At 68.6% G+C, this 22,148-nt stretch carries 23 protein-coding genes; 14 read left to right on the top strand and 9 right to left on the bottom strand.

The features are described from left to right. Positions 1-70: 70 nt before the first annotated feature. Genes F0U60_RS48320 through F0U60_RS48305 form a run of 4 tightly spaced genes read right to left on the bottom strand, consistent with a single transcriptional unit; the run spans position 71 to position 4,957 of the window. The gene (locus F0U60_RS48320; RefSeq protein ID WP_395810897.1) at positions 71-481 is read right to left on the bottom strand and encodes a hypothetical protein; all 411 of its coding nucleotides are present in this window, start codon (positions 479-481) and stop codon (positions 71-73) included. Positions 482-524: 43 nt separating this feature from the next. Beyond that, positions 525-1,706: a lipocalin-like domain-containing protein gene (locus F0U60_RS48315; RefSeq protein ID WP_395810895.1), complete on the bottom strand. Its 1,182-nt coding sequence runs from the start codon at positions 1,704-1,706 to the stop codon at positions 525-527. A 3-nt stretch (positions 1,707-1,709) separates the two neighbouring features. Further along, on the bottom strand, positions 1,710-4,262 hold the full coding sequence (locus F0U60_RS48310) for an FtsX-like permease family protein (RefSeq protein WP_395810893.1): 2,553 nt from the start codon (positions 4,260-4,262) through the stop codon (positions 1,710-1,712). Further along, complete coding sequence (locus tag F0U60_RS48305) at positions 4,259-4,957, bottom strand: ABC transporter ATP-binding protein (RefSeq protein ID WP_395810891.1); 699 nt, start codon at positions 4,955-4,957, stop codon at positions 4,259-4,261. Before F0U60_RS48305 ends, F0U60_RS48310 begins: the two co-directional genes overlap by 4 nt. Before the next feature lie 142 nt (positions 4,958-5,099). Between F0U60_RS48305 and F0U60_RS48300 the strand changes: the two genes are divergently transcribed. Both F0U60_RS48300 and F0U60_RS48295 read left to right on the top strand, forming a co-directional pair. After that, positions 5,100-5,378, top strand: a complete 279-nt coding sequence (locus tag F0U60_RS48300; protein ID WP_395810889.1) for a type II toxin-antitoxin system Phd/YefM family antitoxin — start codon at positions 5,100-5,102, stop codon at positions 5,376-5,378. Between the two features lie 332 nt (positions 5,379-5,710). Then, on the top strand, positions 5,711-7,081 hold the full coding sequence (locus tag F0U60_RS48295) for an MEDS domain-containing protein (protein ID WP_395810887.1): 1,371 nt from the start codon (positions 5,711-5,713) through the stop codon (positions 7,079-7,081). On the opposite strand, the gene F0U60_RS48290 is transcribed toward F0U60_RS48295, so the two are convergent. Continuing rightward, positions 7,053-7,874, bottom strand: a complete 822-nt coding sequence (locus tag F0U60_RS48290) for an alpha/beta hydrolase (protein WP_395810885.1) — start codon at positions 7,872-7,874, stop codon at positions 7,053-7,055. The two genes, F0U60_RS48295 and F0U60_RS48290, sit on opposite strands and share 29 nt — an antisense overlap. Before the next feature lie 64 nt (positions 7,875-7,938). Between F0U60_RS48290 and F0U60_RS48285 the strand changes: the two genes are divergently transcribed. Beyond that, positions 7,939-8,232: a DUF3467 domain-containing protein gene (locus F0U60_RS48285; protein ID WP_395810883.1), complete on the top strand. Its 294-nt coding sequence runs from the start codon at positions 7,939-7,941 to the stop codon at positions 8,230-8,232. A gap of 55 nt (positions 8,233-8,287) precedes the next feature. Here the strand turns inward: F0U60_RS48285 and F0U60_RS48280 are convergent, their stop codons facing one another. Next, positions 8,288-9,244 (bottom strand): endonuclease/exonuclease/phosphatase family protein, encoded by a 957-nt coding sequence (locus F0U60_RS48280; protein WP_395810881.1) that lies wholly within the window; start codon positions 9,242-9,244, stop codon positions 8,288-8,290. 214 nt (positions 9,245-9,458) lie between these two features. On the opposite strand from F0U60_RS48280, the gene F0U60_RS48275 reads away from it, so the two are divergent. The 7 genes from F0U60_RS48275 (at position 9,459) to F0U60_RS48245 (ending at position 14,510) form a co-directional block, all read left to right on the top strand. Continuing rightward, entirely contained in the window at positions 9,459-10,214 is a 756-nt protein-coding gene (locus F0U60_RS48275; protein ID WP_395810879.1) for a hypothetical protein, read from the top strand. Next, positions 10,211-11,113 carry an oxygen-dependent coproporphyrinogen oxidase gene (gene hemF, locus F0U60_RS48270; RefSeq protein ID WP_395810877.1) on the top strand — a complete coding sequence of 301 codons (903 nt, stop codon included), beginning with the start codon at positions 10,211-10,213 and terminating at the stop codon, positions 11,111-11,113. The genes F0U60_RS48275 and hemF overlap by 4 nt, the downstream gene beginning before the upstream one ends. An 18-nt stretch (positions 11,114-11,131) precedes the next feature. Next, positions 11,132-11,635: a hypothetical protein gene (locus F0U60_RS48265; protein WP_395810875.1), complete on the top strand. Its 504-nt coding sequence runs from the start codon at positions 11,132-11,134 to the stop codon at positions 11,633-11,635. A gap of 50 nt (positions 11,636-11,685) precedes the next feature. Beyond that, complete coding sequence (locus F0U60_RS48260; protein ID WP_395810873.1) at positions 11,686-12,636, top strand: hypothetical protein; 951 nt, start codon at positions 11,686-11,688, stop codon at positions 12,634-12,636. A gap of 78 nt (positions 12,637-12,714) precedes the next feature. Next, positions 12,715-13,332 carry an RNA polymerase sigma factor gene (locus tag F0U60_RS48255; RefSeq protein ID WP_395810871.1) on the top strand — a complete coding sequence of 206 codons (618 nt, stop codon included), beginning with the start codon at positions 12,715-12,717 and terminating at the stop codon, positions 13,330-13,332. 69 nt (positions 13,333-13,401) lie between these two features. Beyond that, a complete protein-coding gene (locus F0U60_RS48250) occupies positions 13,402-14,052 on the top strand; it encodes an anti-sigma factor family protein (RefSeq protein WP_395810869.1) in 651 nt (216 codons plus the stop codon). A 2-nt stretch (positions 14,053-14,054) separates the two neighbouring features. Continuing rightward, positions 14,055-14,510: a hypothetical protein gene (locus tag F0U60_RS48245; protein WP_395810867.1), complete on the top strand. Its 456-nt coding sequence runs from the start codon at positions 14,055-14,057 to the stop codon at positions 14,508-14,510. 9 nt (positions 14,511-14,519) lie between these two features. Here the strand turns inward: F0U60_RS48245 and F0U60_RS48240 are convergent, their stop codons facing one another. Further along, on the bottom strand, positions 14,520-15,068 hold the full coding sequence (locus F0U60_RS48240; RefSeq protein WP_395810865.1) for a hypothetical protein: 549 nt from the start codon (positions 15,066-15,068) through the stop codon (positions 14,520-14,522). Positions 15,069-15,424: 356 nt separating this feature from the next. On the opposite strand from F0U60_RS48240, the gene F0U60_RS48235 reads away from it, so the two are divergent. The 3 genes from F0U60_RS48235 to F0U60_RS48225 all read left to right on the top strand — a co-directional run bounded on the left by F0U60_RS48235 (position 15,425) and on the right by F0U60_RS48225 (position 19,243). Next, positions 15,425-15,667, top strand: a complete 243-nt coding sequence (locus F0U60_RS48235; RefSeq protein ID WP_395810863.1) for a chaperonin — start codon at positions 15,425-15,427, stop codon at positions 15,665-15,667. Between the two features lie 101 nt (positions 15,668-15,768). Next, complete coding sequence (locus F0U60_RS48230; protein ID WP_395810861.1) at positions 15,769-17,100, top strand: hypothetical protein; 1,332 nt, start codon at positions 15,769-15,771, stop codon at positions 17,098-17,100. A 61-nt stretch (positions 17,101-17,161) separates the two neighbouring features. Continuing rightward, positions 17,162-19,243, top strand: a complete 2,082-nt coding sequence (locus tag F0U60_RS48225; RefSeq protein WP_395810859.1) for a cation:proton antiporter — start codon at positions 17,162-17,164, stop codon at positions 19,241-19,243. Here F0U60_RS48225 and F0U60_RS48220 read toward each other — a convergent pair. Together F0U60_RS48220 and F0U60_RS48215 are read right to left on the bottom strand one after the other, a co-directional pair. After that, positions 19,235-20,338 (bottom strand): hypothetical protein, encoded by a 1,104-nt coding sequence (locus F0U60_RS48220; RefSeq protein WP_395810857.1) that lies wholly within the window; start codon positions 20,336-20,338, stop codon positions 19,235-19,237. The genes F0U60_RS48225 and F0U60_RS48220 overlap by 9 nt on opposite strands. Continuing rightward, positions 20,302-20,829: a hypothetical protein gene (locus F0U60_RS48215; RefSeq protein WP_395810855.1), complete on the bottom strand. Its 528-nt coding sequence runs from the start codon at positions 20,827-20,829 to the stop codon at positions 20,302-20,304. The genes F0U60_RS48220 and F0U60_RS48215 overlap by 37 nt, the downstream gene beginning before the upstream one ends. Positions 20,830-20,975: 146 nt before the next feature. On the opposite strand from F0U60_RS48215, the gene F0U60_RS48210 reads away from it, so the two are divergent. Further along, positions 20,976-22,070, top strand: a complete 1,095-nt coding sequence (locus F0U60_RS48210; RefSeq protein WP_395810853.1) for a methyltransferase — start codon at positions 20,976-20,978, stop codon at positions 22,068-22,070. Positions 22,071-22,148 lie beyond the last annotated feature (78 nt).

Here is a 22,148-nt window from a genome sequence, read left to right as displayed (position 1 = left end):
ATATCCCCCGTGAAGTTTCGCAACCATCCTACTGGGGCGGTGGGAGTTGGATAGCGGGGTTGCCCGGGTTTCAGAGGGATTTGTCCAACAGGGAGCGCTCGTGGGCGATGAGTGCGCGCGCTTCGTCTTCCGTGGTGACGAAGTGCTGAGTGATGACGGGTTGGCCCACGACGGAGTGGAGGAAGGTCATGCTGTTGGCCACGGCGCGCTGCATCAGGCCTGCGCCGATGTAGATGGAGCCCCGAAACCATTCCATTCTCAAGTTCCAGGAGACATGGTCCCTGGCCTTGAGGTCCACGGAGGTGGCCTCCGAGAGGTCCGTCACCGCGAAGAAGGGCTGCTTGCTGCCGAGCTCGCGGTAGAGCTCGAGGATGCGGATGGCGTCTTCAAGCGTGGTTGTGCCCCGGACCTTCATCCACAGCTCGTCAGGGGGCTCGAACCAGGCGTGATGCGTCCCGATGTTCCAGTCGCGCGGCTGCATGGGGCTGCCTCCGTCCGCGCGAGTCTACAGTGTGAGGGGGCTCTCAGCGCCCACGCGGAGGCGCATCTCCGTAGCCAGTCAACTCTACGTAGCCACGACCGTCTACGGAGCGGCCTTCGTTCGAGCCCGATAGTCGAACCGCACCTTCCCAGTAGTGCACAGTCAATGGCAGTTCCTGATTGGTCAAGGCAGGGGTGAGCTCCAGTGTCAGGTGGCGTGAGGGCACCGCGAGCCGCCAGCGGGCCGGGTACGTCGCGCCGCTGTTCGGGCTCGTCCAGGTGTCCAGCACCTCCAGCCGCACGTCCTCGCGTGAGAGGCGCACCGGCTCGCCCTGGGCTGGGATGAGGGTGCCCGCGCTGAACGGGTCCACCGTGCCGTCGCGGTGGCGGAGCTGGTAGTACATCAGCTCGCTGCCATCCGAGAGCTGGAGCGAGAACCAGTCCCAGCCCACCTGCTCCTTCCCGAGCGCGCTCGTGCTCCACTCGCGGTCCATCCAGCTCTGGCCCGTCACTTCGTACGCGCGGCCCTCCACCGTCACCTGTCCACGGGTGGGCATCCGCGTGAGCGAGTAGTAATAAGACGCGTCGCCCGGCTCGGGACCCTTCTGGCTGAGGCCCCGGTCACCTTGGAGCACCGGCGGCTTGCCCTCCTCGAGCACCAGTGACAGCGCCACGCCCCCGGCTCGTGCGGTGAGCCGCATGGGCAGGGCTCTGGCACCCACCGCCTCCGCGCTCCAGTCCTCCAGCCATACCCGGAAGGGCTCGGTCTGCGCGCCTGACAGTCCCAGCGCGTCGCGGCTGAAGCGCTCGGTGGCGTGGATGCGTCCACCGCCCATATCGGAGATCGCCAGGTGCCCCATGAACACCCGCCGCGAGCCCCAGGCGGACGCACGCGACTCTTCACCCGGGGCCAGTGCGCTGCGGAAGAGGGTGAGCTGGTAGCCGAAGTCCCGCCCGTCCGCGGTGGAGAGGTTGCCCGTCCAGTACCACCACTCGTTGCGGAAGCCCGGGTGAGGGCCGTGGTCCTCGGGGAAGTGGAACTCCCGTGGCGCGAGCGCCCGCTCGTAGCCCTCCGTGCCGCCCCTGTCTCCGAGCGCGTCCGCCACCTTCAGCGCTGGCTCGCGCTTCGAGGAGGGAGGTGACGCCTCGCGCGTGACATAGGTCGCTCCTGCCGCGAGGCCCGCGAGCACCACCGCCACGCCGATGACGAGTCCGCGTCCGCGCATCGCCTACTCCTCCCTCAGCGCCATCGCGGGGTTGGCGCGCGACATCTTCCAGGACGGATACAGGCCCGCGAGCGCCGCGGCCGACAGCGCCAGCACCAGGGCCTGGGTGAGCACGTCCCCCGACACCAGCAGTTGCAGCGTCCACCCGAAGGAGCGCTGGTTGATGACGTGCACCAGCACGTACGCGAGCGCCACGCCGAGCGGCAGGGAGAAGAGCCCCGCCAGCAGGCCCAGCAGCCCCGTCTGGAGGGACACGAGGCCCCAGAGCTGGCGCGGCGTAAGGCCCGTGGCGCGCAGGACGGCGAGCTCCCGGGCCCGCTCGAGCTGGAGCGCCATGAGCGCGCTCAGCACCCCGATGAAGGCCACGCCCACCGCGAGCAGCCGCAGCACGTGGGTGATGGTGAAGGTGCGGTCGAACACCTCCAGGGACGTCTCGCGCAGCGCGCGGTTGGAGCGGATGTCGAGCGCCTGCACGTTCCCGGCGCGCTCGCGTACCCGGGCCACCAATTCATCCACGTCCTGCCCGGGCGCGGCATAGAGCGCCACGCCACTGACGCGGGCGTCATCGAAGTGGCGCAGGTACGTGTCACGCAGCATCAGCACCGTGCCCGTGTCCGAGCCGTAGTCGAAGTACACGCCCACCACGCGGAAGCGGCGAGGGCCTTTGTCCGTCGCGAGCTCCACCGTGCCGCCCACACTCAGGCGGCGGTGGAAGGCGAGGGGCTCGGAGACAAGGACGGCGTCCGGTGCCTCCAGCTCCTTCCACACACGCTCCGGGTTGCCCTCCTTGAAGCGGTAGGGGCGCACCGGCGTCTCGCCGAAGTCCACCGCGCGCACGTCCGTGGGCACGCCGTCCACGCGCACCTGCACCGTGCGCAGGGTGCTGCTGCTGGCCACTCCGGGCGTGGTGCGTACCTGCTCGGCGAGCCCTGGCGTGAAGGTGGCGCCCCCACGTCGGGTGACGAGCGAGGGAGGGGACACATAGATGTCCGCTTGCAGTGAGGACTCCAGCCAGGCGGCCACGGTGCCGCGGAAGCTCGTCACCATGAGCCCCACGCCCACCGTGGTGGCCACCGCCACCATCAACGCCGCGAGGGCCACGGCGGTCCGGCTGAGGCTCGCCGTCACGCCTCGCGCTGCCATGCGTCCCAGCAGTCCGAAGGGACGTCCCAGCGGGCCCGCTGCCACGCTCGCCAGCAGCGCCGTCAACCAGGGCACCAGCAGCGCCGAGCCCAGCAGCACCGAGAAGAGGCCACCGTAGGCGGGGAGCAGCTCGGGAGAGGGCAGGGAGAGCAACCCCACGCCCAGCGCGAGCACGAGCAGTCCCAGCAGCGCGAGCCGTGGAGCCCTCCCGCGCGACGTGTCCTCCAGCGTGGAGCGGCGCAGCGTCACCGCGGGGGCCGAGCGTGCGGCCTCCCAGGCGGGCAGCAGTGCGGCGGCGAGCGTGGCGCCCAGGCCCAGCAGCACGCCCTTCATCAAGGTGAGGTTCTCCAACGAGAGGCCCCGCACGCTCACGACGAGGTACAGGTCGTTGAGCGTCCGGGTGACGAGCTCCACCAGCCCGCGCCCCATGAGCACGCCCAGGAGCAGCCCCGCCAGCGTGCCCACCACACCCAGCACCGCCGCCTCGCCGAGCACCAGCGCGAACAGCTCCCGCCGGGTGATGCCCACCGCGCGCAGCCGTCCGAGCATCTCGCGCCGCTGCACCACCGAGAAGGTCATCGTGTTGTAGATGAGGAACGTGCCCACCACGAGCGCCAGCAGCGACAGCGCGGTGAGGTTGGTGCGGAACGCCCGGGTCATCTGCTCCACGGCGTTGCCGCGCGCACGGGGCCGCACCACTTCGGCGCCCTCGGGCAGCAGCGGGCGCAGGCGCTCCAGTTGGGACTCTCCGGCCTTGCCGTCTGGCAGCTTCAGGTCGATGCGCGAGAGGCGCCCCACCTGGCCGAGCAGCTCCTGCGCGGTGGAGATGTCCGTGAGCACCAGGCCCTCCATCGCCCGGGCGCTGCCCTCGTCCTGGGGCTGGAGCAGTGCCACCACGTGGAGCTGCTTTGTCACGCCCTCCATGCCCACTGCGAGAGAGTCTCCGGCGCCCACCCCGAGCGCCTGGGCCGTTTGCCGCGTGAGGATGGCGGCGCCGGGCCTGGTGAGGAAGACGCCCATGTCCACCGTGCCTCCGCCCCTCGGCACGTAGGAGCGGAAGGGGCCCTCCGCGAACGGATCCACGCCCAGGACAGTGAGGGGGCGCAGATCCCCGCTCCTCGCGCGCACGTAGCCCTCCACCACGGGGGCGGACGGGGGGGCGTCGGGCAGCAGGCGCAGGTCGCGGTACACGGACTCCGGCAGCCCCGCGGGCCCACCGACGAGCTGATGGGTGGCGCGGCCCGCCACCGTGTCCGTGGAGCGCTCGAAGGCGCGCATGGCGCTCGCGTTGGCCAGGTCGATGGACACCACCACCGCGACACCGAGCGCGATGCCCAGCAGGGACAGGGCGGTGAGCCACGGGTGGCTGCCCAGGTGGCGCAGGCTGGCGCGGACCAGGAGGCGCTGTTTCACGCGCGAGCCCCCTGCTCGACGAGCTGGCCCGCCTCCATCTTCAGCACGCGATCCGCGCGTGAGACGAGGCCCGGGTCGTGGGTGACGATGAGCGCGCAGGCCTTCTCCTTGCGCGTGAGGCCCTCGAGCAGGTCCAACACCTTGCGTCCCGTCTGCTCATCGAGGTTTCCGGTGGGCTCGTCGGCCAGCAACAGGGGTGGGGCGTGGGCGAGCGCGCGGGCCACCGCGACCCGCTGTTGCTCGCCGCCGGAGAGCCGATCCGGGAAGCTCGCGGCCCGGTTGCCCAGGCCCACCGTGTCGAGCAGCTCGCGCACGCGTCCGCGCGACTCGGGGCCCTCGCGCCCGGTGAGCTCCAGGGGCAGGAGGATGTTCTCCTCCACGGTGAGGGTGGGCAGCAGGTTGAAGGCCTGGAAGATGAAGCCGATGCGCTCGCGGCGCAGCAGGGTGCGCTCGTGCTCGCTCAGGGTGACGAGCTCGCGGCCGTCGATGCGGACCCGGCCTCGCGTGGGCAGATCGATGCCACTGATGAGGTTGAGAAGCGTGGACTTCCCCGAGCCGCTGCGGCCAAGCAGCACGACGAACTCTCCTGCGTGCAGGGTGAGCCGGATGTTGGAGAGCACCTCGCGAACGGCATCGCCCTCGGCGTAGGACTTGGAGACGTCGTGGAGCTCGACAACGGGCTGGGCGGGGGGCATGCGGCGGAGTGACTAATCGATGCGCAAGCCCCTTGCACGTCCCGTGTGCAGGACAGGTCCTCGTCAGCCTGCCTGCCATGAAGGACGCCGTGCGGCTCGGGTCTGAGGTTGGTACTGTCCATGGCACTGAGAGGTGCGGTGCATGAAGCTGACCGAGGACATCAAGCCGGTGACCTGCATGAAGACCCGCGCCGCGGAATTGCTGCGGGAAGTGAAGCGCTCGCGCAGGCCCGTTGTCATCACGCAGCATGGGGATGCGCAGGCGGTCGTCCTCGACGTAGCCACTTATGAGGCCCTCCGAGATGCGTCGTTGCTCCTCCAGCTCACCTCTCAGGGCGAGGCGGATGTGCAGGCCGGGCGGACGACACCTCAGTCCGAGGTGTTCGCGAGTGCGCGGCGGCGGCTCAAGCGGGAGAAGTAGGCGTGGCAAAGCGCTTCGTGGTCGACTGGGCGGAAGTCGCGCGCACCGACCTCGACGAGTTGCTGGACTACCTCGAGCAGGATGAGTCCGGTGCGGCTGGTGCTCGCGATCCTGGATGGGAGAAGGGAGCTGGAAGAGTTGTTGCTCTTGGTGCGCTTCCGTACCAAATGAGTGCTTCCCCTGGAGTAGAGCAGGCGGGGAGGCGTTCCCTCTTGGGCGTGGTCTCGTGCCTTGCGGACTGGAATGCTCCGGTCCTGTGTATTGTCTCAGTCAGCCCCTGAACTACTTGTACCTACTCCTTCGGTTGGAGGAGCAGAGGAAGACGCGAGCAGATGGAGATCCAACAAGAGCTTCAGCGCATGGGCCATGGAGACCACCTGTGCCTGGTGTACGAGAACGCCGCGGAGCAGTGGGACGCAGTGGTCCCCTATATGGCCCAGGGGTTGGCTCGTAACGAGGCGTGCCTGTACGTCATCGACGACCGGAGCCTCGACGAGGTTCGGCAGGCCTTCATCTCCCGCGGGGTGGATGTCGATGCGCACCAGCGCTCGGGCCAGCTGCTCTTCGCCACCAAGCGTGATGCCTATCTGTGCTTCGGGACGTTCGACCCGACGTCGATGATCTCCTTCCTGGAGCAGACGGCCCGGCAGGCGCTCGCGGCAGGCCGCACGGGCTTCAGGGTGACGGGCGAGATGACGTGGGCCCTGGGTCACGAGTGCGGGGGGGATCGGCTCATCGAGTACGAGTCGCTCCTGAGCAACTTCTTCCCGGGTAGCCGCGTGACGGCCATCTGCCAGTACAACCGCACGCGCTTCGGCGCGGACGTCATTCGCGACGTGCTCCGCACGCACCCTGTCGCCATTCTCGGCAACCAGGTGTGCCCCAACCTCTACTACGAGTCGCCCGCCATGGTGCTGGGTCAGGACTCCACCGAGCAGCGCGTGGAGTGGATGATCCAACAGCTCCAGCGCTTCCGGTCCGCCGAGCGCACGCTGGAGCGAGCCGTCCAGGCCCGCGACGACTTCCTCTCCGTGGCCAGCCACGAGCTCAACACGCCGCTGACGTCACTCAAGCTGCACATCCAGTCCCTGACGCGCGCCCTGGGACGTGGAGACCTGTCGTCCTTCTCGCCCCAGAAGATGATGGGGGTCTTCGACCGCACGGACAGGCAGCTGCGTCGTCTGTCGCGGCTGGTGTCCGATCTGCTCGACGTCTCCCGCATTCACGCCCACAAGCTGACGCTCCACCTGGAGCACGTGGAGCTGTGGGAGCTCGTGGCGGACGTGGTGGAGCGCATGTCGGGTGAGTTCGCGCGCGCGGGCATGCGGCTCGACATCGCCCCGGGTCCTCAGGTGAAGGGCTTGTGGGACCGGGGGCGGCTCGAGCAGGTGGTAATCAACCTCCTGACCAACGCGCTCAAGTACGGAGCGGGCAGGCCGGTGCACGTCGAGGTGTCGTCCGATGGGGCGAGGGCCCGGCTGGCGGTGAAGGACCAGGGCCTCGGGATTCGGGAGGAGGACCGCGACCGTATCTTCGAGCGCTTCGAGCGGGCCATCAGCGCCAACGAGGCCAGTGGCCTGGGGTTGGGGCTCTACATCGCGCGGGAGATCGCCCAGGCCCACGGCGGGACTATTTCGGTGGAGAGCCAGCTCGGAAAGGGCTCCACCTTCACGGTCACCCTGCCGCTGGACGTGGAGGGCTGAGCTTCGGGTCTCCGGGCGGGGCGTGCACTCCGCGTATTCGGTCGAAGAAGCTCCCCACCTCGGAGGAGAGCAGCGGCCCGCCCTTGTCGCGCGGGATGATGTGGAAGCCGGCCGTCAGCGAGATGAAGCGCACCTGGGGTGAGGCGGTGAGGCCGCGCGCCAGCATCTGGCCGCCCTCGGGGTCCACCACGTGGTCCTGCTCGGCAACGGCGGCGAGCGCGGGGCTGCGCACCCGGTGCAGGGCGCTCATCGCCGCGTCCTGCAACTCCCACATGTCCTGCAACCGCGCCGAGGGGAAGGCCGGGAGGATGGGCGCCTCTGCCAGTGCTTCCGGGTCAGAGAGGTCCGTGCCCGACTTGAGCACCCACGGCTTCACCCGCTCCAGCAGTCCGTAGTGCCGCAGACGCTTGAGCAGCCACATGTGGGGCCCCTTGAAGCGCACGGCGGGGGCAACGAGCGCCAGCCCGTGCACCCGCTCGGGGTAGTCCGCCGCGAGCCGCAATGCCAGCAGGGCTCCCATGGACAGGCCCGCCACGAAGGTGCGTCGGTAGTCACGCAGGGTGAGCAGGGCCTGGGCCGCGGCCTGAGTCCAATCCCGGTGGCCCACGCTCAGCAGGGCCTCGGGAGTAGAGCCATGGCCTGGGAGCTGGATGGCTCGGACGTAGAGGCCTCGTGCCGCCAGGGCCTCGCCCAGAGGGCGCACGTCCCAGGGGCTCCCGGTGAAGCCGTGTAGCAAGAGGCAGGCATCGTCTCCCTGCCCCAGCTCGAACGGCGCCGTCTTCTCCGGATCCATCCGCTGTGCTCGCACTGTCTCTCAGTCTAGTCACGGCGGGCGTCTGGCGGTATGCCCCCCTCCCATGTCGGATACTCCTCCCAAGCCCCCTGATGTCCCTTTGCAGATTCAGATTGATGACGATGTGGCCAACGGTCAGTACGTGAACATGGCGCTCGTCAACCACACGGAGACGGAGTTCACCCTGGACTTCATCTACGTCCAGCCGCACCAGCCTCGTGCGAAGGTGCGCTCGCGCGTCATCCTCAACCCCAAGCACCTCAAGCGCCTGATGGCGGTCCTTCAGGACGGCGTCACCCGGTACGAGGAGCGCTTCGGTCCTATCGTCCTCTCTGACGACGGCCGTCCCATGCACTGAAGGTGCTCCCGCCCGTCAGGGGCACGGGCGGGAGGAGGGACACGACCGGCTCCGGCTACCAGTTGTAGCGGGAGAGCACGGGGAAGTGGTCGCTGGTGGTGCTGCTGTAGCTGGAGATGTACGAGTCCACCCGGTACGCCTGCACGGAGCCCGAGACGTAGGACGCCTTCAGCTCGTTGGTCACGAGCTGGTGGTCAATGGCGTCCGGGTAGCTGGCGGTGGTGGCGATGCGCGCGTCGGACAGGGCCTTGGTGGGGAAGGAGTAGTCGGCCGAGTCGTCCACGAGGTTCTTGTACGGGGACGCCTTGCCGGAGGTGATGGAGGTGTCCACGTCGTCGTTCCAGTCGCCGAACACCATCACCTTGGTGGTTGGGTAGGTGCTGTCCAGGTAGCTCTTGAGGGCCTGCGAGGCGTTGTAGCGGCGCTGCCAGCTGGTGGAGTCGTCGTAGGCCTTGGCGTGCAGGACGATGACGACGACGTCCCCAGTGCGGCCGTTGAGGTTCACCCGCAGCTTCACCTCGAGCGGCGGCCGGCCGGCGAAGTCGCTGTCATACGAGGTGAGGATGACGCGGGCACTCACCACCGAGGCGACGCTCGTCTTGTAGAGGATGCCCACCTTCTGCTCGCTGGAGCTGTAGTACGCGCTGCCGTTCGTCACGGTGGCGTCGTTGGCGAGGAAGCCCGCGTAGCCGGTGAGCTGCGACTTGAGGTTGTTGAAGCTGGTGGTGCTCACCACCTCCTCCAGTCCCCAGATGTCCAGGTCGGCGCCCTTGATGACGTCGCGCGCGTTGGAGAGCTGCAGGGACTCGTTAGAGGGGCCGTTGGAGGTGGAGCCGAACCACTCGATGTTCCAGTTGCCGAAGTCGAGCGTGGAGGCGCTCCCCCGGGCGGGGATGGTGACGGCATCCTCGCGCGTGGCGAGCTCGGACTCGGAGGCGGACTCCTCGAGGGAGCCACCGCACGCAGTGGCGAGAGAGGCCAGCAGCAGCAGGGACGGACGCAGACGGGACATGGGGGGTTCCCGGTGGGTGGGGGTGGGGCGCGCACAGTGCGGGCTGTCGGCCGAGCGGCCAAGCCAAGACTCGGTAACGTCCTCGCTGGCCACACGTCCCCGCGCCGGTGTGCCCCGGAGGGCGGGGTCGCGTCAGGGCCCGGATGTTGCCGAGGGGACAACACCATCCGGATGCTGGCCTCCGGCAGCAGGCCGGCGCAGACTCGGTGGTCTCGTGCGAACCGTCGTCCTGCTCCTCGCTCTGCTCGTCCTATCCGCCCCCGCACACGCCGCCTGCCCCGAGGATGGGGTGCAGGTGTTTCCCATGCCTGGTGCGGTGGTACCCACCAACACGCGCTTCCTGCTGGAGGGCCTCGGCGCCTTCAGCTCACGGGTGGCCGACCTACCGGGCCGCATCCTGCGGCTCCAGTCAGAGGGCCACGAAGTGGAGGTACGCATCCAGCGTGGCTGGACGAGCTCCCTCGGGCGCACCACGGTCGTCCTGCGGCCCTCGGGCTCGCTCAAGCCGGGTCGTGTCTATACGTTGCGTCTGGATGACGTGCTGCCCGGGGCGAAGGTGCTCAATGGAGGAGGCACCTCGCAACCCGAGTGGCACAGCGGCCGAGGCCAGGACGTGGCGCGCCCGCGTTGGCTCAAGCAGCCCGCTGTCAGCGAGGGACTGCTGCGCCGAACCCGTGACGGCACCGAGCGCTTCGTCAAGCTGCGCATGTCCTTGCGCGAGGACAGCCCCGCCTACGTGGTGGTGACGCTCTGGCGTCGCGGCGAGGACGTGGCGCCCCAGCACTACATCACTCCGTTGCACGACGGCGTGGCCCTGGTGGGGCACTCGGCTTGTGGTGGCGCCTTCGCCCTGGAGGAAGGACGGAGCTATCGCGCGAAGTTGGAGGTCTTCGACGCGGCGGGTAATACAGCGCCCGCGGTGTCTTCCCTGCAATTCGAGGCGCCGGTGGCGACTCAGGAGAATCCATGACGGTGGATGTGGAGAAGCTGAAGGAACGGATGGGGGAGTTCATCCACGCGCTGCAGGACGACATCTGCGGGGCGCTGGAGCGGCTCGACGGGAAGGCGCGGTTTCGTGAGGACCCCTGGCAGCGTCCGGGAGGCGGGGGTGGGCGCAGTCGCGTGCTGGAGGACGGGGCCGTGCTGGAGAAGGGCGGCGTGAGCACCTCGGTGGTGTTCGGCGAACTGGAGGAGGCCTTCGCGAAGAAGCTGCAGGGAGAGGGGCGTACCTTCTGGGCCGGGGGCATCTCGCTGGTGCTCCACCCGCGCAACCCGCACGTGCCCACCGTGCACGCCAATTACCGCTTCATCCACCAGGGCGGGAAGGCCTGGTTCGGCGGTGGCGCGGACCTGACGCCGTACTTCCTCTATGAGGAGGACGCGGTGCACTTCCACCGCGTGCACAAGGAGGCCTGCGACCGGCACGACCCGGCGTACTACCCGCGCTTCAAGGACGCGTGCGACAAGTACTTCTACCTGCGTCACCGCGAGGAGGCGCGCGGCGTGGGAGGCATCTTCTTCGAGAACATGGGCGGCGACCTGGAGCGCGAGTTCGCCCTCGTGCGCGACGCCGGCCGGGCCTTCCTCCCCGCGTACCTGCCCATCGTCGAGCGCCGCAAGGACATGCCCTTCACGGAGGCGCAGCGCTTCTGGCAGGAGGTGCGGCGCGGGCGCTACGTGGAGTTCAACCTCGTCTGGGACCGGGGCACCATCTTCGGGCTGGAGACGAAGGGGCGCACCGAGTCCATCCTCATGTCCCTGCCGCCGCAGGTGCGCTGGCGCTACGACTACCACCCGGCTCCCGGTTCCGAGGAGGCGAAGCTGGTGGAGGTGCTCCGCAACCCGCGCGACTGGGCGGGCTCCCGGTAACGAGGAGGAGCGTCCATCGTGGAGAGTCCCGTACCCAACAAGCCGCGCATGGCCCCTTGGAAGAAGGTGGCACTGGTGGTGGCGGTGCTCGCGGTCCCGTGCCTCATGGCGGTGGCCGGCGGCGTCTTCTACGCCATCAGCCGCAAGTATCCCCCGCAGGACCAGGCCCTCTCCAACGAGGCGCGCGTCAACGTGCTTCGCCTCTGTAGCGACGTGCAGTCCTACCGGGACGAGCACGGCGTCTTCCCCGTCGCGGGCCCGGTCCCCAAGGAGGTGCCGCGAGGTGGCAAGGCGGTGCCCTTCGAGCCGGACGAGAACCTGAAGCACATTGGCTTCGAGCCGGGCGAGCGCGTTCGTTACCAGTATCAGGTGGTGGTGCAGGAGACGCCCCTGGGCGAGGCGGAGGTCACCTGTTACGCGCGGGGTGACCTGGATGGAGATGGTCAGGTGTCCGTCTTCAGCGTCACGCTGGATGCCAATGGGATGACATCTCCGGTGAAGGTGGAGCGGGAAGAGGAGTAATCAGGGGCTCCCCTGGCAACTTGGCCGCCGCCCGGACGACAATCTGGGTGATGAGCCACGCCGGAAACATCAAGGGAGGACCCGGGAACCCGCTGGGTCAGGTCCCCACCCGCGCCCCCGAGGGCGGCCTCCCGGGTCGTCCTGACAGGTCGGGCCCTGGTTCCGGTGGGGGCCGCGAGGAGAAGACGCGCATCGCGCGAGTGCCCCTGGAGGCCGACCCGCCCACCCTGACGGATCGCCCTCGTCCAGGTGGCCAGCGCGAGCCGCGGAAGAACGAGGCGAAGGAGTCGAAGAACGACGGTAGGACAGGCATCTGGAACTTCGCCCAGGATGGACTGGAGGTGGGCGGCTCCTCCCGCTCCGGAAGGACGCGTGAGAGCAAGTCCTCCGGTGTCTTCGAGGAGCCCAAGGCCCAGGAGCACCCCCGGCGCACGGGCGAGCAGCTCCGGCTCCAGAGCCCTGACGCTCTCGTCACCGAGACTTCTGCTCCCCAGGCGCAGCAGGGCAGCCAGTCCGAGGCCCCTTCCGTCCACCCGGAGAAGAAGGACAGCCAGTTCGAGGCCCCTCCTGCCTCTCAAGAGCGGAAGGGCCGCCAGCTCGAGGCTCCTCCCGAGCGGACGCTCCGGCAGGACAGCGCCCCTTCGGTCGTGTTCGAGCAGAAGGAGCCAGAGCCGCACAAGGAGCCGGAGCAGCCCGACTTGCCCGCTCCTCTGACGAGCGAGCCCTCCGCGGCCGTGCACCCAGGGATGGTTCCCTCAGGCGTAGCCCTGGCGAATCAGGGCGTGGTTCTGAACCCGGACGACGTGCCGGAGTCAGGCCTCGAGCGCCGGGGCTCCTCCAGACGTCTGGGCCCCCACATGCTCTGGAACGCCCTACACGGCTTGCGCGACTCCCCGGAGGACAGCTCCCTCCTCCAGGAGAAGTGGAGCCAGGTGGCCTTCGGGGCCGTCATCGCCCTGGCGGGCGCGGCTCTGTTGGTGGGGATGCTCGCCAGCCTGTGAGGCCGCCCACCGGTGAACGTTTCCCCCCCATTTCAGAATGCTTGGGGCCTGGGGCGCTCATGCTAGGGTGGCGCACCCTTGGCTACCGACGATCTCACTCTCGTCAAGCGCGTCCGTGATGGAGACCAGCGCGCCTTCAAGCTCCTCGTCGAGCGCTACCAACGCAAGGTCTATGCCGTTGCGCTGGGCATGCTCAAGGACAAGGAAGAGGCGATGGACGTCTCCCAGGAGGCGTTCGTCAAGGTCTACAAGTACCTCGACCACTTCAAGGGCGACTCGTCCTTCTACACCTGGCTCTACCGCATCACCGTCAATATCTGTATCGACGTGATGCGTCGGAAGGGAGCGGCTGGGGGTGAGGCCGAGGAGTTCGACGAGTCCGTCGCCACCGACCTGTCCGAGGCCCGCATTGGTGCGCTCGGCAGCCGGTTGGGCACCAACCCTCAGAAGAGCGCCCTGCGCCGCGAATTGGCGGAAAAAATCCAGGAGGCCCTCGCGGCCGTTCCTGAGAAACACCGCGCCATCCTCCTGCTGCGCGAGATCGAGGGCATGAGCTACGAGGATTTGTCCCGCACGTTGGAAATTCCGAAGGGCACGGTGATGAGCCGACTCTTCCACGCGCGGGCCAAGGTTCAGAAAATCCTCAGTGAATACCTGGAGTTGGACGAGGCCAAGAGTGGGGTGGGCAGTGAGTGACAGGGGCTGGAATATCGGTCCCGAGCTGCCGTCCAACCTCCAAGTCCCCCATTACACCGGGTGAGGAACATGGCCGGAAATCCCGCGTGCGAGCGCTTCGTCCCCCTGCTGTCTCCCTACATCGACGGGGAAGTCTCCCCTGCCGAGCGCGTCAACGTCGAGCGTCACCTCGCAGCCTGCCGCGACTGCGCCAGCCGGGCCGCGGACCTGCGTGCCGAGTCCGCGCTGCTGCGCGTGGGGCTCGAGATGGCGGTGGACGAGGTGGACTTCAAGGACTTCACCCAGCGCGTCATGGCCCGGGTGACGCCCGAGCGTCCGCCCCTGCTGGAGCGGCTGCGCATCTCGTTCTCTGAGATGTTCCTCTACCACCGCACCGCCATGGTCTCCTCGCTGGCCACGGCGGCCGTGCTCGCGCTGGTCCTCGTTCCGCTCCTGGCGAGCCAGAACGACGCGCCCATGGGTTACGGCGCTGACCGGATGCGGGTGCGCGCGGTCCGGGCCTCCGAGGGCGCCAAGGTGGCCCCGGTGGTGCTTGAGTCAGATGATGGCAACACCATCATTTGGATGATGGACCAGGACGCGCAGCCGGCGCACGATGCGTCATCGGTCAAGCCCCAGGGCGTGCCCGACGATGACTCGGACGAGCTGGACGGGGAGCCGCTGAAGAAGAAGAAGGACCCGGCCCAGCAAGTCGAGCCCCCCAAGGGAGGAGAGCTGTGACGATGATGATGCGCATGCCGGCGGCCCTGTCGACCCTCGCTCTGCTGGGGTTGTTCCTGTTGCCGGCGGCGGCCCAGGCCCAGGAGGAGAAGCTCAAGGTTCAGGTGGAGGTGGTGCTCGTCTCCCGCAAGGGTACCGAGGTGGATCCGCCGCAGCTCCAGAAGATGAAGGAGACCTTCCAGCGGCAGAACTTCAACTTCACCTCCTTCAAGCGCCTGTCGCAGCAGACGCTGGAGGTGGGCAGCAAGGATGCCACCGAGGTGAAGCTGCCCAATGGCGCCAACGCCTCGTTGAAGTTGCTGCGCATGCAGGGCGACACCGCCACCCTCCGCGTGGAGGTTCCCCAGGGCGGCGGCATGGACGTGGAGCTGGGTCGCCAGGGCTCCGTCTACCAGAACGTCGGCAAGCACGTGGGCGGCGAGCTCATCCTCGTCCTCTCCTCGCCTCCCGCGAAGTAGCGCCCGCGCTCACCAGGTCATCTGGTACGTGCAGGAGAAGTCCCCCTTCTGGCGGCAGCTCTGGGGGCTGTGCTCGACGCGCACCCACATCGCTTCCTTCGGCCGGAAGCGCTCGCACAGCGCCTCGACAATTCCGTGGTCGAAGTTACACGGGTAGGGGTTGTCGCAGATCATCCGGCCGCCGCGTCCCCCCTTGTCGGACTCGAAGCGGTAGCCGCCGATGTTGCCGCTCTGCTGCCCCCGGTGGTTCATCTGGTAGGCCACATCGAGTGAGCGCAGCGCGTCCTCCAGGAGGCGGATGTTGGAGGGGAACTTCGCGTGCTCCGGAATCTTCCGGCCCACCGCCCGCATTGTCACCGGGCCAATCTTCTGCTCGATGCTCTGGATGGCGGTGATGGCGCTGCGCATGGAGTACCAACGCATCGGCTCGAGCTGGGGGATTCCATTCTCCGCCAGGATTCTCTGGGCCCTCGCCTTGAGGAGCTCCATCCCTCCAATCATCGCCATGATGGACTGACCCAACACCTCGACTTCGGGGGGAATGACCCGATTGCTCATGCTGGACCTCTGGGGGTTTGCGGGGGGCTTCGAGTAGACGTCATCCCTGCTCCACCGGGCAGGTACCCTCACCCCGTGGCTCCGGTGGCACGTCGTCTGGGTGACATGTTTTTCGCCAGGTGCGTGCGTCTCCGCAGGTGTCGTTCCCGGTCATTCGTTCCGGAGAGGCTCCACCCCCTTTTGTAGAAATGACAGGCCGTGGCATGCCGCTCGCGGGACTCCCACCTTGTAGGCCCCTTGTATTTCCAAGGGGTTGTGAGCAGGCACGCGGGTTGCTCTGAGGGTCTGTCGTGAAGGCGGCGGCGTGGGGCGTCGGCGGCGAGACGGACAACCTAGACCAGAGGGAAGGGCGAACCATGGCGAAGACCCAGCGGCGTGGACAGGTGATGAATCGGGTGGCGCGTGGGGTGAAGGGCACGGCGGGGCGAGCGGTCGCGAAGGCGAAGGCGAGCAGGTCCGTGCGCAAGGTGCAGGTGACGCTGGGTGATTTGATCGCCGCGGCCATGGACGTGGCCGGTGAGGCGAAGGCCGCTGCGCAGCTGATGTCGTCGCGCTCCATGTCCGCGGCGACGGGCAAGCAGATTGTCTTCGTTGGTTGAGAGAGGGGCCTGGTTACTCGCTTTCCGAGGAAGCGAGTCCACGGGGTGTTTAACGTCCTGTCACCGGGCGTTGGGCGGGAAGCGCGGTAGAGTGGCGCGCCATGATTGGTGCCCTCGTCCTTGCCTCCGTGCTCCAGCAGGCCCCCAAGGCCTTCGTCGAAACTCCTGAAGCGCCCGCGGAAGACGGCGTCCACTTCCACGCGGCCCTCGAGGTGGGCGGACAAGCCCTTCCCTCGGGGAGCGGCGCCAATGGGATGGACATCTTCGGGGTCGCATTCCCCCGCCTGGGTGTAAGGGGCGGCGAGGAATTCGAGTTCGAGCTCGGCGCGCCGTTGCGCCTGAACCTGCTGGATCAGGAGCCGAAGCAGACGGGGCCAGACTTCAGCGGCCGGCTGCGTCGCCAGGACTGGGACGAGACCAGCGACTTCGCCCAGATTCTGCGCGGGCTGCGCATCGGCCGGGAGGATGGCCGCTTCCAGCTGCGCGCGGGCGCCTTCTCCACCTACACGCTCGGGGCGGGCTGGCTGGTGAACCGCTACCACAACCGGATTTCACCGGACTACCACCCCGCGGGTGCCAACTTCACCGCGTACCTGGGGCCCACCCGGGTGGAGCTCTTCGCCAGTGACGTGCTGGCCAAGCGACTCTTCGCCGGCGAGTTCCGGTTGGACCTGGGCCGCGTGCTGAGCAGCTCGGAGACGGCCTTCGACCGTTTCCTGTTCTCGGTGGACGTGGCGCACGACTTCGGTGAGGGCGGTGGCACGTCGCCCTCGCTCTCCGCGGCGAGTGTTGGACTCCAGGCGGGCGTGGTGAAGAGCGAGACGCTCCACCTGTGGGTGCAGGCCGCGGCGGGCGCGCGTGCGGACACGCTCATCGAGTCAGAGCCGGAGTACGGCGCAGCCGTCGGCCTGGTGGTGCGGGGCAAGCCCCAGCAGACCTTGGACATTACGGGCCGGCTGGAGGCCCGGCGTCAGGGCGGTCGCTTCCGCTTCGGCTTCTTCGGCGCGGGCTACGAGTTCGCACGCTTCTCGGGCGTGGGCCTGCGTGAGCAGCCGCTCGCCGAGGAGGTGCTGCCGGGGACCTTCTCTGGCTACGGCGAGGTGGCGGCGCTGGTGAGTCCGGGTGGACCGGAGGACCTGGAGCTGAGCGCCAGCGCGTCCGGCGAGTACTTCGTCTCCACGGGCCGAGTGGACGTGGACGCCGTGCTCCAGGCGCACCTGCCTGGGGGCAAGACGCGGGGCGAGCTGCGCGTCATCCTCACCGACCTCACCGTCAAGCCGCGCTACTCCGCGGCGCTCGAGCTGCGTCACCGCTTCCTGCCCGCGGTCTACGGCCTCGTCACGGGAGGCACGGAGCTCTTCCCGCAGGCGGATGGCACCCTGATGCATGGCTTCACGGGTGGCCTGGGAGTGGGCGTGGACTTCCAGCGCTGAGCCCGGCACGCGCCTCCGCTGTACCTATCCTTAGGGGAGTGGGTGACGCGGAGGCGCGTCCATGCAGACTCCCGAGCTGCTCCAGGAACTGGTGGTCGTCTTTGGAGTGGCGGTGGCGGTGGTTCTGGCGCTCAGCCGGTTGCGCCTGCCCACCATTGCCGGCCTCATCGCCGCGGGAGCGCTCATTGGCCCGAGTGGCTTCGACTGGGTGCATGACACCTGGCACCTGGAGGCCCTGGCCCAGATAGGTGTGGCCTTGCTGCTCTTCGGCATTGGCCTGGAATTCTCGCTCGAGCGGCTGCGGCGGTTGTGGAAGGTGCTCACCCTGGGTGGGGGCATCCAGGTGGCGCTCACGCTGCTCGCGGTGGTGGGAGTGGCGGGGGTGCTGGGCTTCCCGGCACGTCAGGGCGTCTTCCTGGGCTTCCTGGTGGCGCTCTCCAGCACGGCCATCGTGCTGCGCGTGCTCGCCGAGCGGCAGGAGACGGATGCTCCCCACGGGCGGCTCATCGTGGGCGCGCTCATCTTCCAGGACCTGTGCGTGGTGCCGATGATGCTCGTCATCCCGCTGCTGGCCGGGCAGGAGGTGGGCGCGGCCGGCGTCGCCTGGGTGCTGACCAAGGCGGCGCTGCTGGTGGTGGCCACGGTCGTCTTCGGTCGGGTGGTGGTGCCGTCGCTGCTCGCGGTGGTGGCGGGCACGCGCCGACGCGAGCTCTTCCTCCTGGCGGTGTTGGGGCTGGGCGCTGGCATCACGTGGCTGGCCTCGCTGGCGGGCTTGTCTCTGGCGCTGGGGGCCTTCATGGCCGGGGTGGCGCTGGCGGACAGCGACTACGGCTACCAGGCGCTGGCGGACATGCTGCCGCTGCGTGAGACGTTCGCCAGCCTCTTCTTCATCTCCATCGGCATGCTCTTCGACGTGCGCGTCGTCCTGGAGCACCCGCTGCTGGTGACGGGGCTGGTGGTGGGCGTGCTGGTGAGCAAGTCAGTGCTCGGCGGGGTAGGGGCCTTGGTGATGCGCTTCCCGCTCCGGGTGGCGGTGCTGGCGGGCGTGGGGCTGGCGCAGATTGGTGAGTTCTCCTTCGTGCTGGCCAACGAGGGTCTGTCGGCGGGGCTGCTCAGCGCCGAGGAGAGGGATCTCTTCGTGTGCATGAGCGTCCTCACCATGGCCGTGACTCCGGTGGCGCTGAGCTTCGGGCCCAGGCTGGCGGCGGGCATGGCGCACCTCCGGCCGCTGGAGGTGCTGTTCGGTGCGCATGGGCCGCACCGGCTGGAGCCCGAGCACAAGGAGCTCTCCGACCACTTCATTGTCGCGGGGCTGGGCACCGCCGGACGCATGGTGGTGCGGGCCCTGCGCGCCAGCCAACTGCCCCACGTGGTCATCGAGTTGGATCCGCACGTGGTGGCCGAGGCACGGCGGCGCGGCGAGGTCATGTACTACGGGGACATCACCAGCCCGGAGATCTTGGAGCGGGCGGGCATCCACCGGGCGCGTGCGCTGGTGCTGCTCATCAGCGATCCCGAGGGCTCCCAGCGGGCGGTGTCCGCGGCGCGCAGGCTGTCCCCGGATGTGCCCATCCTGGTGAAGGTGCCGCGGCTGCGCGACATCGGGGACCTGCACGAGCGGGGCGCGAGCGACATCGTGGCCGGCGAGTTCGAGACGGCGCTGGAGGCGGTGACCCGGGTGCTGCACGCGGGCGGCGTGGCGGAGGAGGTCATGAACGCGCTGCTGGCCGCGCTGCGCCACGAGGGCGTGCCCGAGCACGGCCCTGTCTCCGGCCCCAGGCGCATGCTGGGCACGATGGGCGGGCTACGGCATGGCACGGCCACCACGTGCGTGCACCTGGACCTGTTGCGGCAGGACGTGCTGCCGCGCACCTCGGGCTGCGAGGAGTGTCTGGTTCAGCACCTGCGCTGGCACAACCTGAGGATGTGCCTGATATGCGGCCACGTGGGCTGCTGCGATGCCTCTTTCGGCCGGCACGCGATGCGGCACTTCGAGGCCACGGGACACCCGCTGATGCGCTCCTTCGAGCCCGGAGAGCACTGGGGCTGGTGCTACGTCGACGCCATCGAGATCGACCCAGCCCCTCCTCCTCCGATGGCTCCCACTCGGCCCTCGCTGGAGCCGGAGCCCGTGTCACCTTGACGCTTCGCCAGGGGAGGCCCTCCGGAACAGCAAGTAATGCCGTGTCCGCGCCTCTGGCTTGTAGTCGCGCTCGAGGAGCTCCTTCAGCGCCGGAAAGTCATTCAGCAGCGTGACGGAGGTGCCCCGGTACAGGTTGTTGTCGATGCGGTCCGCCACGACGATGAGCTTGGGCGGGTGGGCCTCGAGCGCCGCGAGGAACTCGGCGCGGTAGCGGGCCTTGTACTCCTGCGTGCCCACGACCAGCGGGTACTGGAAGCCGAAGCGGGTCGGGGAGTGCCGGTTGGACAGGAAGTTGATCCCCGCGTCGAACCCGTAGACGAGCACTGTGTCCTCGGGAGCCGTGCTCTCGGTGATGTGCTCGGCGAGGGCCGCGATGTCCTCGTAGTAGAAGTCGAGCCCGTTGAACGTGGCGTTGTACTCCACGGCGGAGAGCTCGCCGTTGAGGTAGTCGAGGCCGTCCTCGGCGCGCATGGACATCATCAGGACGAGCGGAAAGAGGCCGAAGCCGAGCAGCCCGAGGGCACCCAGTCTCGGCAGGAGGCGCAGGGCCCGGGGCTTCTCCTTCAGCACCTCGCCCGTGGCCTGCAGCGCGAGCCCCATTCCGACGAAGAGTGCCGGCAAGAGGATGAAGAAGTGGTACGGGTAGAACTTGTTCTGGATGCAGAGGGAGACGAACCCGACGAGGTAGGCGGTGTACAGCAGCGTCACCTCGCGACGCGCCGAGCGCGCGTACCACGCCGGGCCCACCAGTCCCAGGACGTGCAGCGCCAGCATGTGCGGCTCCATCAGCCGGGCGCGCAGCTCGTGCAGACTCGCCGCGAACGACCGCTGGTGGGTGCCCTGGTACACGGAGGGGTTGAAGTGGAACTGGATGTCGACGAGCGCCTCCAGTCCACCCCGCAGCCAGAAGACGAGCACGAACAGGCCGAGCGTCGCGAGCACGCCGAGCGCCGCCGTGGCGACGAAGGTGACGTTGGCCCGCCAGGCGCGCGGCTCGCTGACGAGTGCGTAGACGGGAGGCAGCACGCAGAAGAGGCCGTAGAGGGGCTTGAAGAGGGTCAGCAAGCCCAGCAACACCCCGGCGAGGAGCGCCACCCAGGGACGCCTTCGCCCCCATCTGCGAAGAACAGCACGAGGCAGCCCAGCAGCACGAGCGACGCCCAGCTGTCCGCCTGCGCCGAGTCCCAGAAGTTGTAGGTGTAGTACGTGAACAGCACCAGCGCCGTCAGGATGGCCAGGGGCGTGCTCACCCGGGGCCGGAGGGCCACGTACAGCAGGCGCATGCCGCCCACGACGAAGAGCAGATCCACCAGGCGCACGCCCCAGGACACGGAGCCGAAGAGGCTGACGGGGAGGGCGTACACCAGGTACACCAGGGGGCCCTTCACCTCCCACGCGTCGCGGTAGGGCAGGCCCCCGTCGCGCACCACCATGGCGACCCAGGCGAAGAGGCCCTGGTCCCGCGCGAGCGGCATCGACAGGTAGAGGGGGACATAGGCCAGCGCCACGAACGCGAGCACCACCGCGGCCACGCGCTCAAGGGTGTCGGGCCTCAGTCCTGGAACGGCACGCTTGGGTTCTTCCATGAGCAGGCGCCGGACCATACCAGAGGCTTCCCGAGCCCCAGCCGCTCTCCGGGAGCCCTCCTTTCCTCCGCTACCTCGGCCGCCCGCCGGACGAAGTGGCTCTTGAGGTGCCTGCTCGACGTCCCGGCAGCGGTAGAGTGCCCCGCGTGAATTCCTTCAGCTGGCGTTCCGAGAGCGACGAGTCGGCCCCGTCGCGACTCTCTCCTGTCGATGACCGCCTCACCGCCGACGCCGCGCTGCGACGGGTCCGGCGCGGCGAGCACCTGCTCTACACCGGCGATTTCCAGAACGCGAAACAGCTCCTCGCGGCCATGGGTCGCCGCCTCCCCGCCCCCACCGCGGCGCGCTCGCCCCTCGAGGCTTTCCGGGCCGAACGCCGCGCGCGCCAGCTCGAGCATGAGACGCTCTCGCGCATCGTGGTAGCGCTCGACCGCTCCTACCGGCTCGAGCTGAGGCGTGCTCCCGACGTCGCCGAGGCCTGCCGGTGGGTGTGGGGCGAGCCCGACGCCGACAAAACCGTGGTCTCCCTGAAGACGCTGATCGGCATGCTCGGAGCCGCGGAGTGGCGCCGCAAGGGCCTCTCGGTCCCCGGGCTCGAGGGCAAGATTCACCCGCACTACGGCGTCTACCTGCCCACGCGCACGGACTATGTCGAGCTGCTGCTCTCGGTCACCGACGTGAAGGGCAAGAAGGTGTTCGATGTGGGCACGGGGACCGGGGTGCTCTCGTTCCTGCTCCTTCAACGTGGAGCGAGCTCGGTGACGGCGACCGACTGCGATGAGCGAGCCGTGGCCTGCGCTCGGGAGAACGCCGAGCGGCTGGGCCTCTCCAAACGCTTCGAGGTCCTCCAGGGAGACCTCTTTCCACCCGGCAAGGCCGACCTCGTCGTGAGCAATCCGCCGTGGCTTCCCGAGCCGCCGAAGAACCGTGTCGACCGCGCGGTGTTCGACGAAGACAACCGCTTCCTCCTCGGCTTCCTGGAGGGCCTGGCCGAGCACCTCAACCCGGGGGGCGAGGGGCTGCTGATCCTCTCGGACCTGGCGGTGCTGCTTGGGCTGCGTTCCGCGGAGTGGCTGGACCAAGAGCTCGCGCGCTGTGGGCTCGTGGTGAAGTGGAAGAAGTCGACTCCCGCGCGCCACTCGAAGGCGAAGGACAAGTCCGACCCGCTCCACGCGGCGCGCTCCCGAGAGGTCACCACTTTGTACGGGCTCGTGCCCGCACCCGAGCAAAAATCCTCGTGACGGAGGACACTCCCTCTCCCTTCGGGAGAGGGTTGGGGTGAGGGTATCCGAGTCCGTTCTTCAACCCGTGGCCCACAG

Origin of the sequence: Archangium minus, from assembly GCF_044360475.1 — a bacterium.
Classification (GTDB): domain Bacteria; phylum Myxococcota; class Myxococcia; order Myxococcales; family Myxococcaceae; genus Archangium; species Archangium minus.
This window is presented reverse-complemented; position numbering and strand designations above follow the sequence as displayed.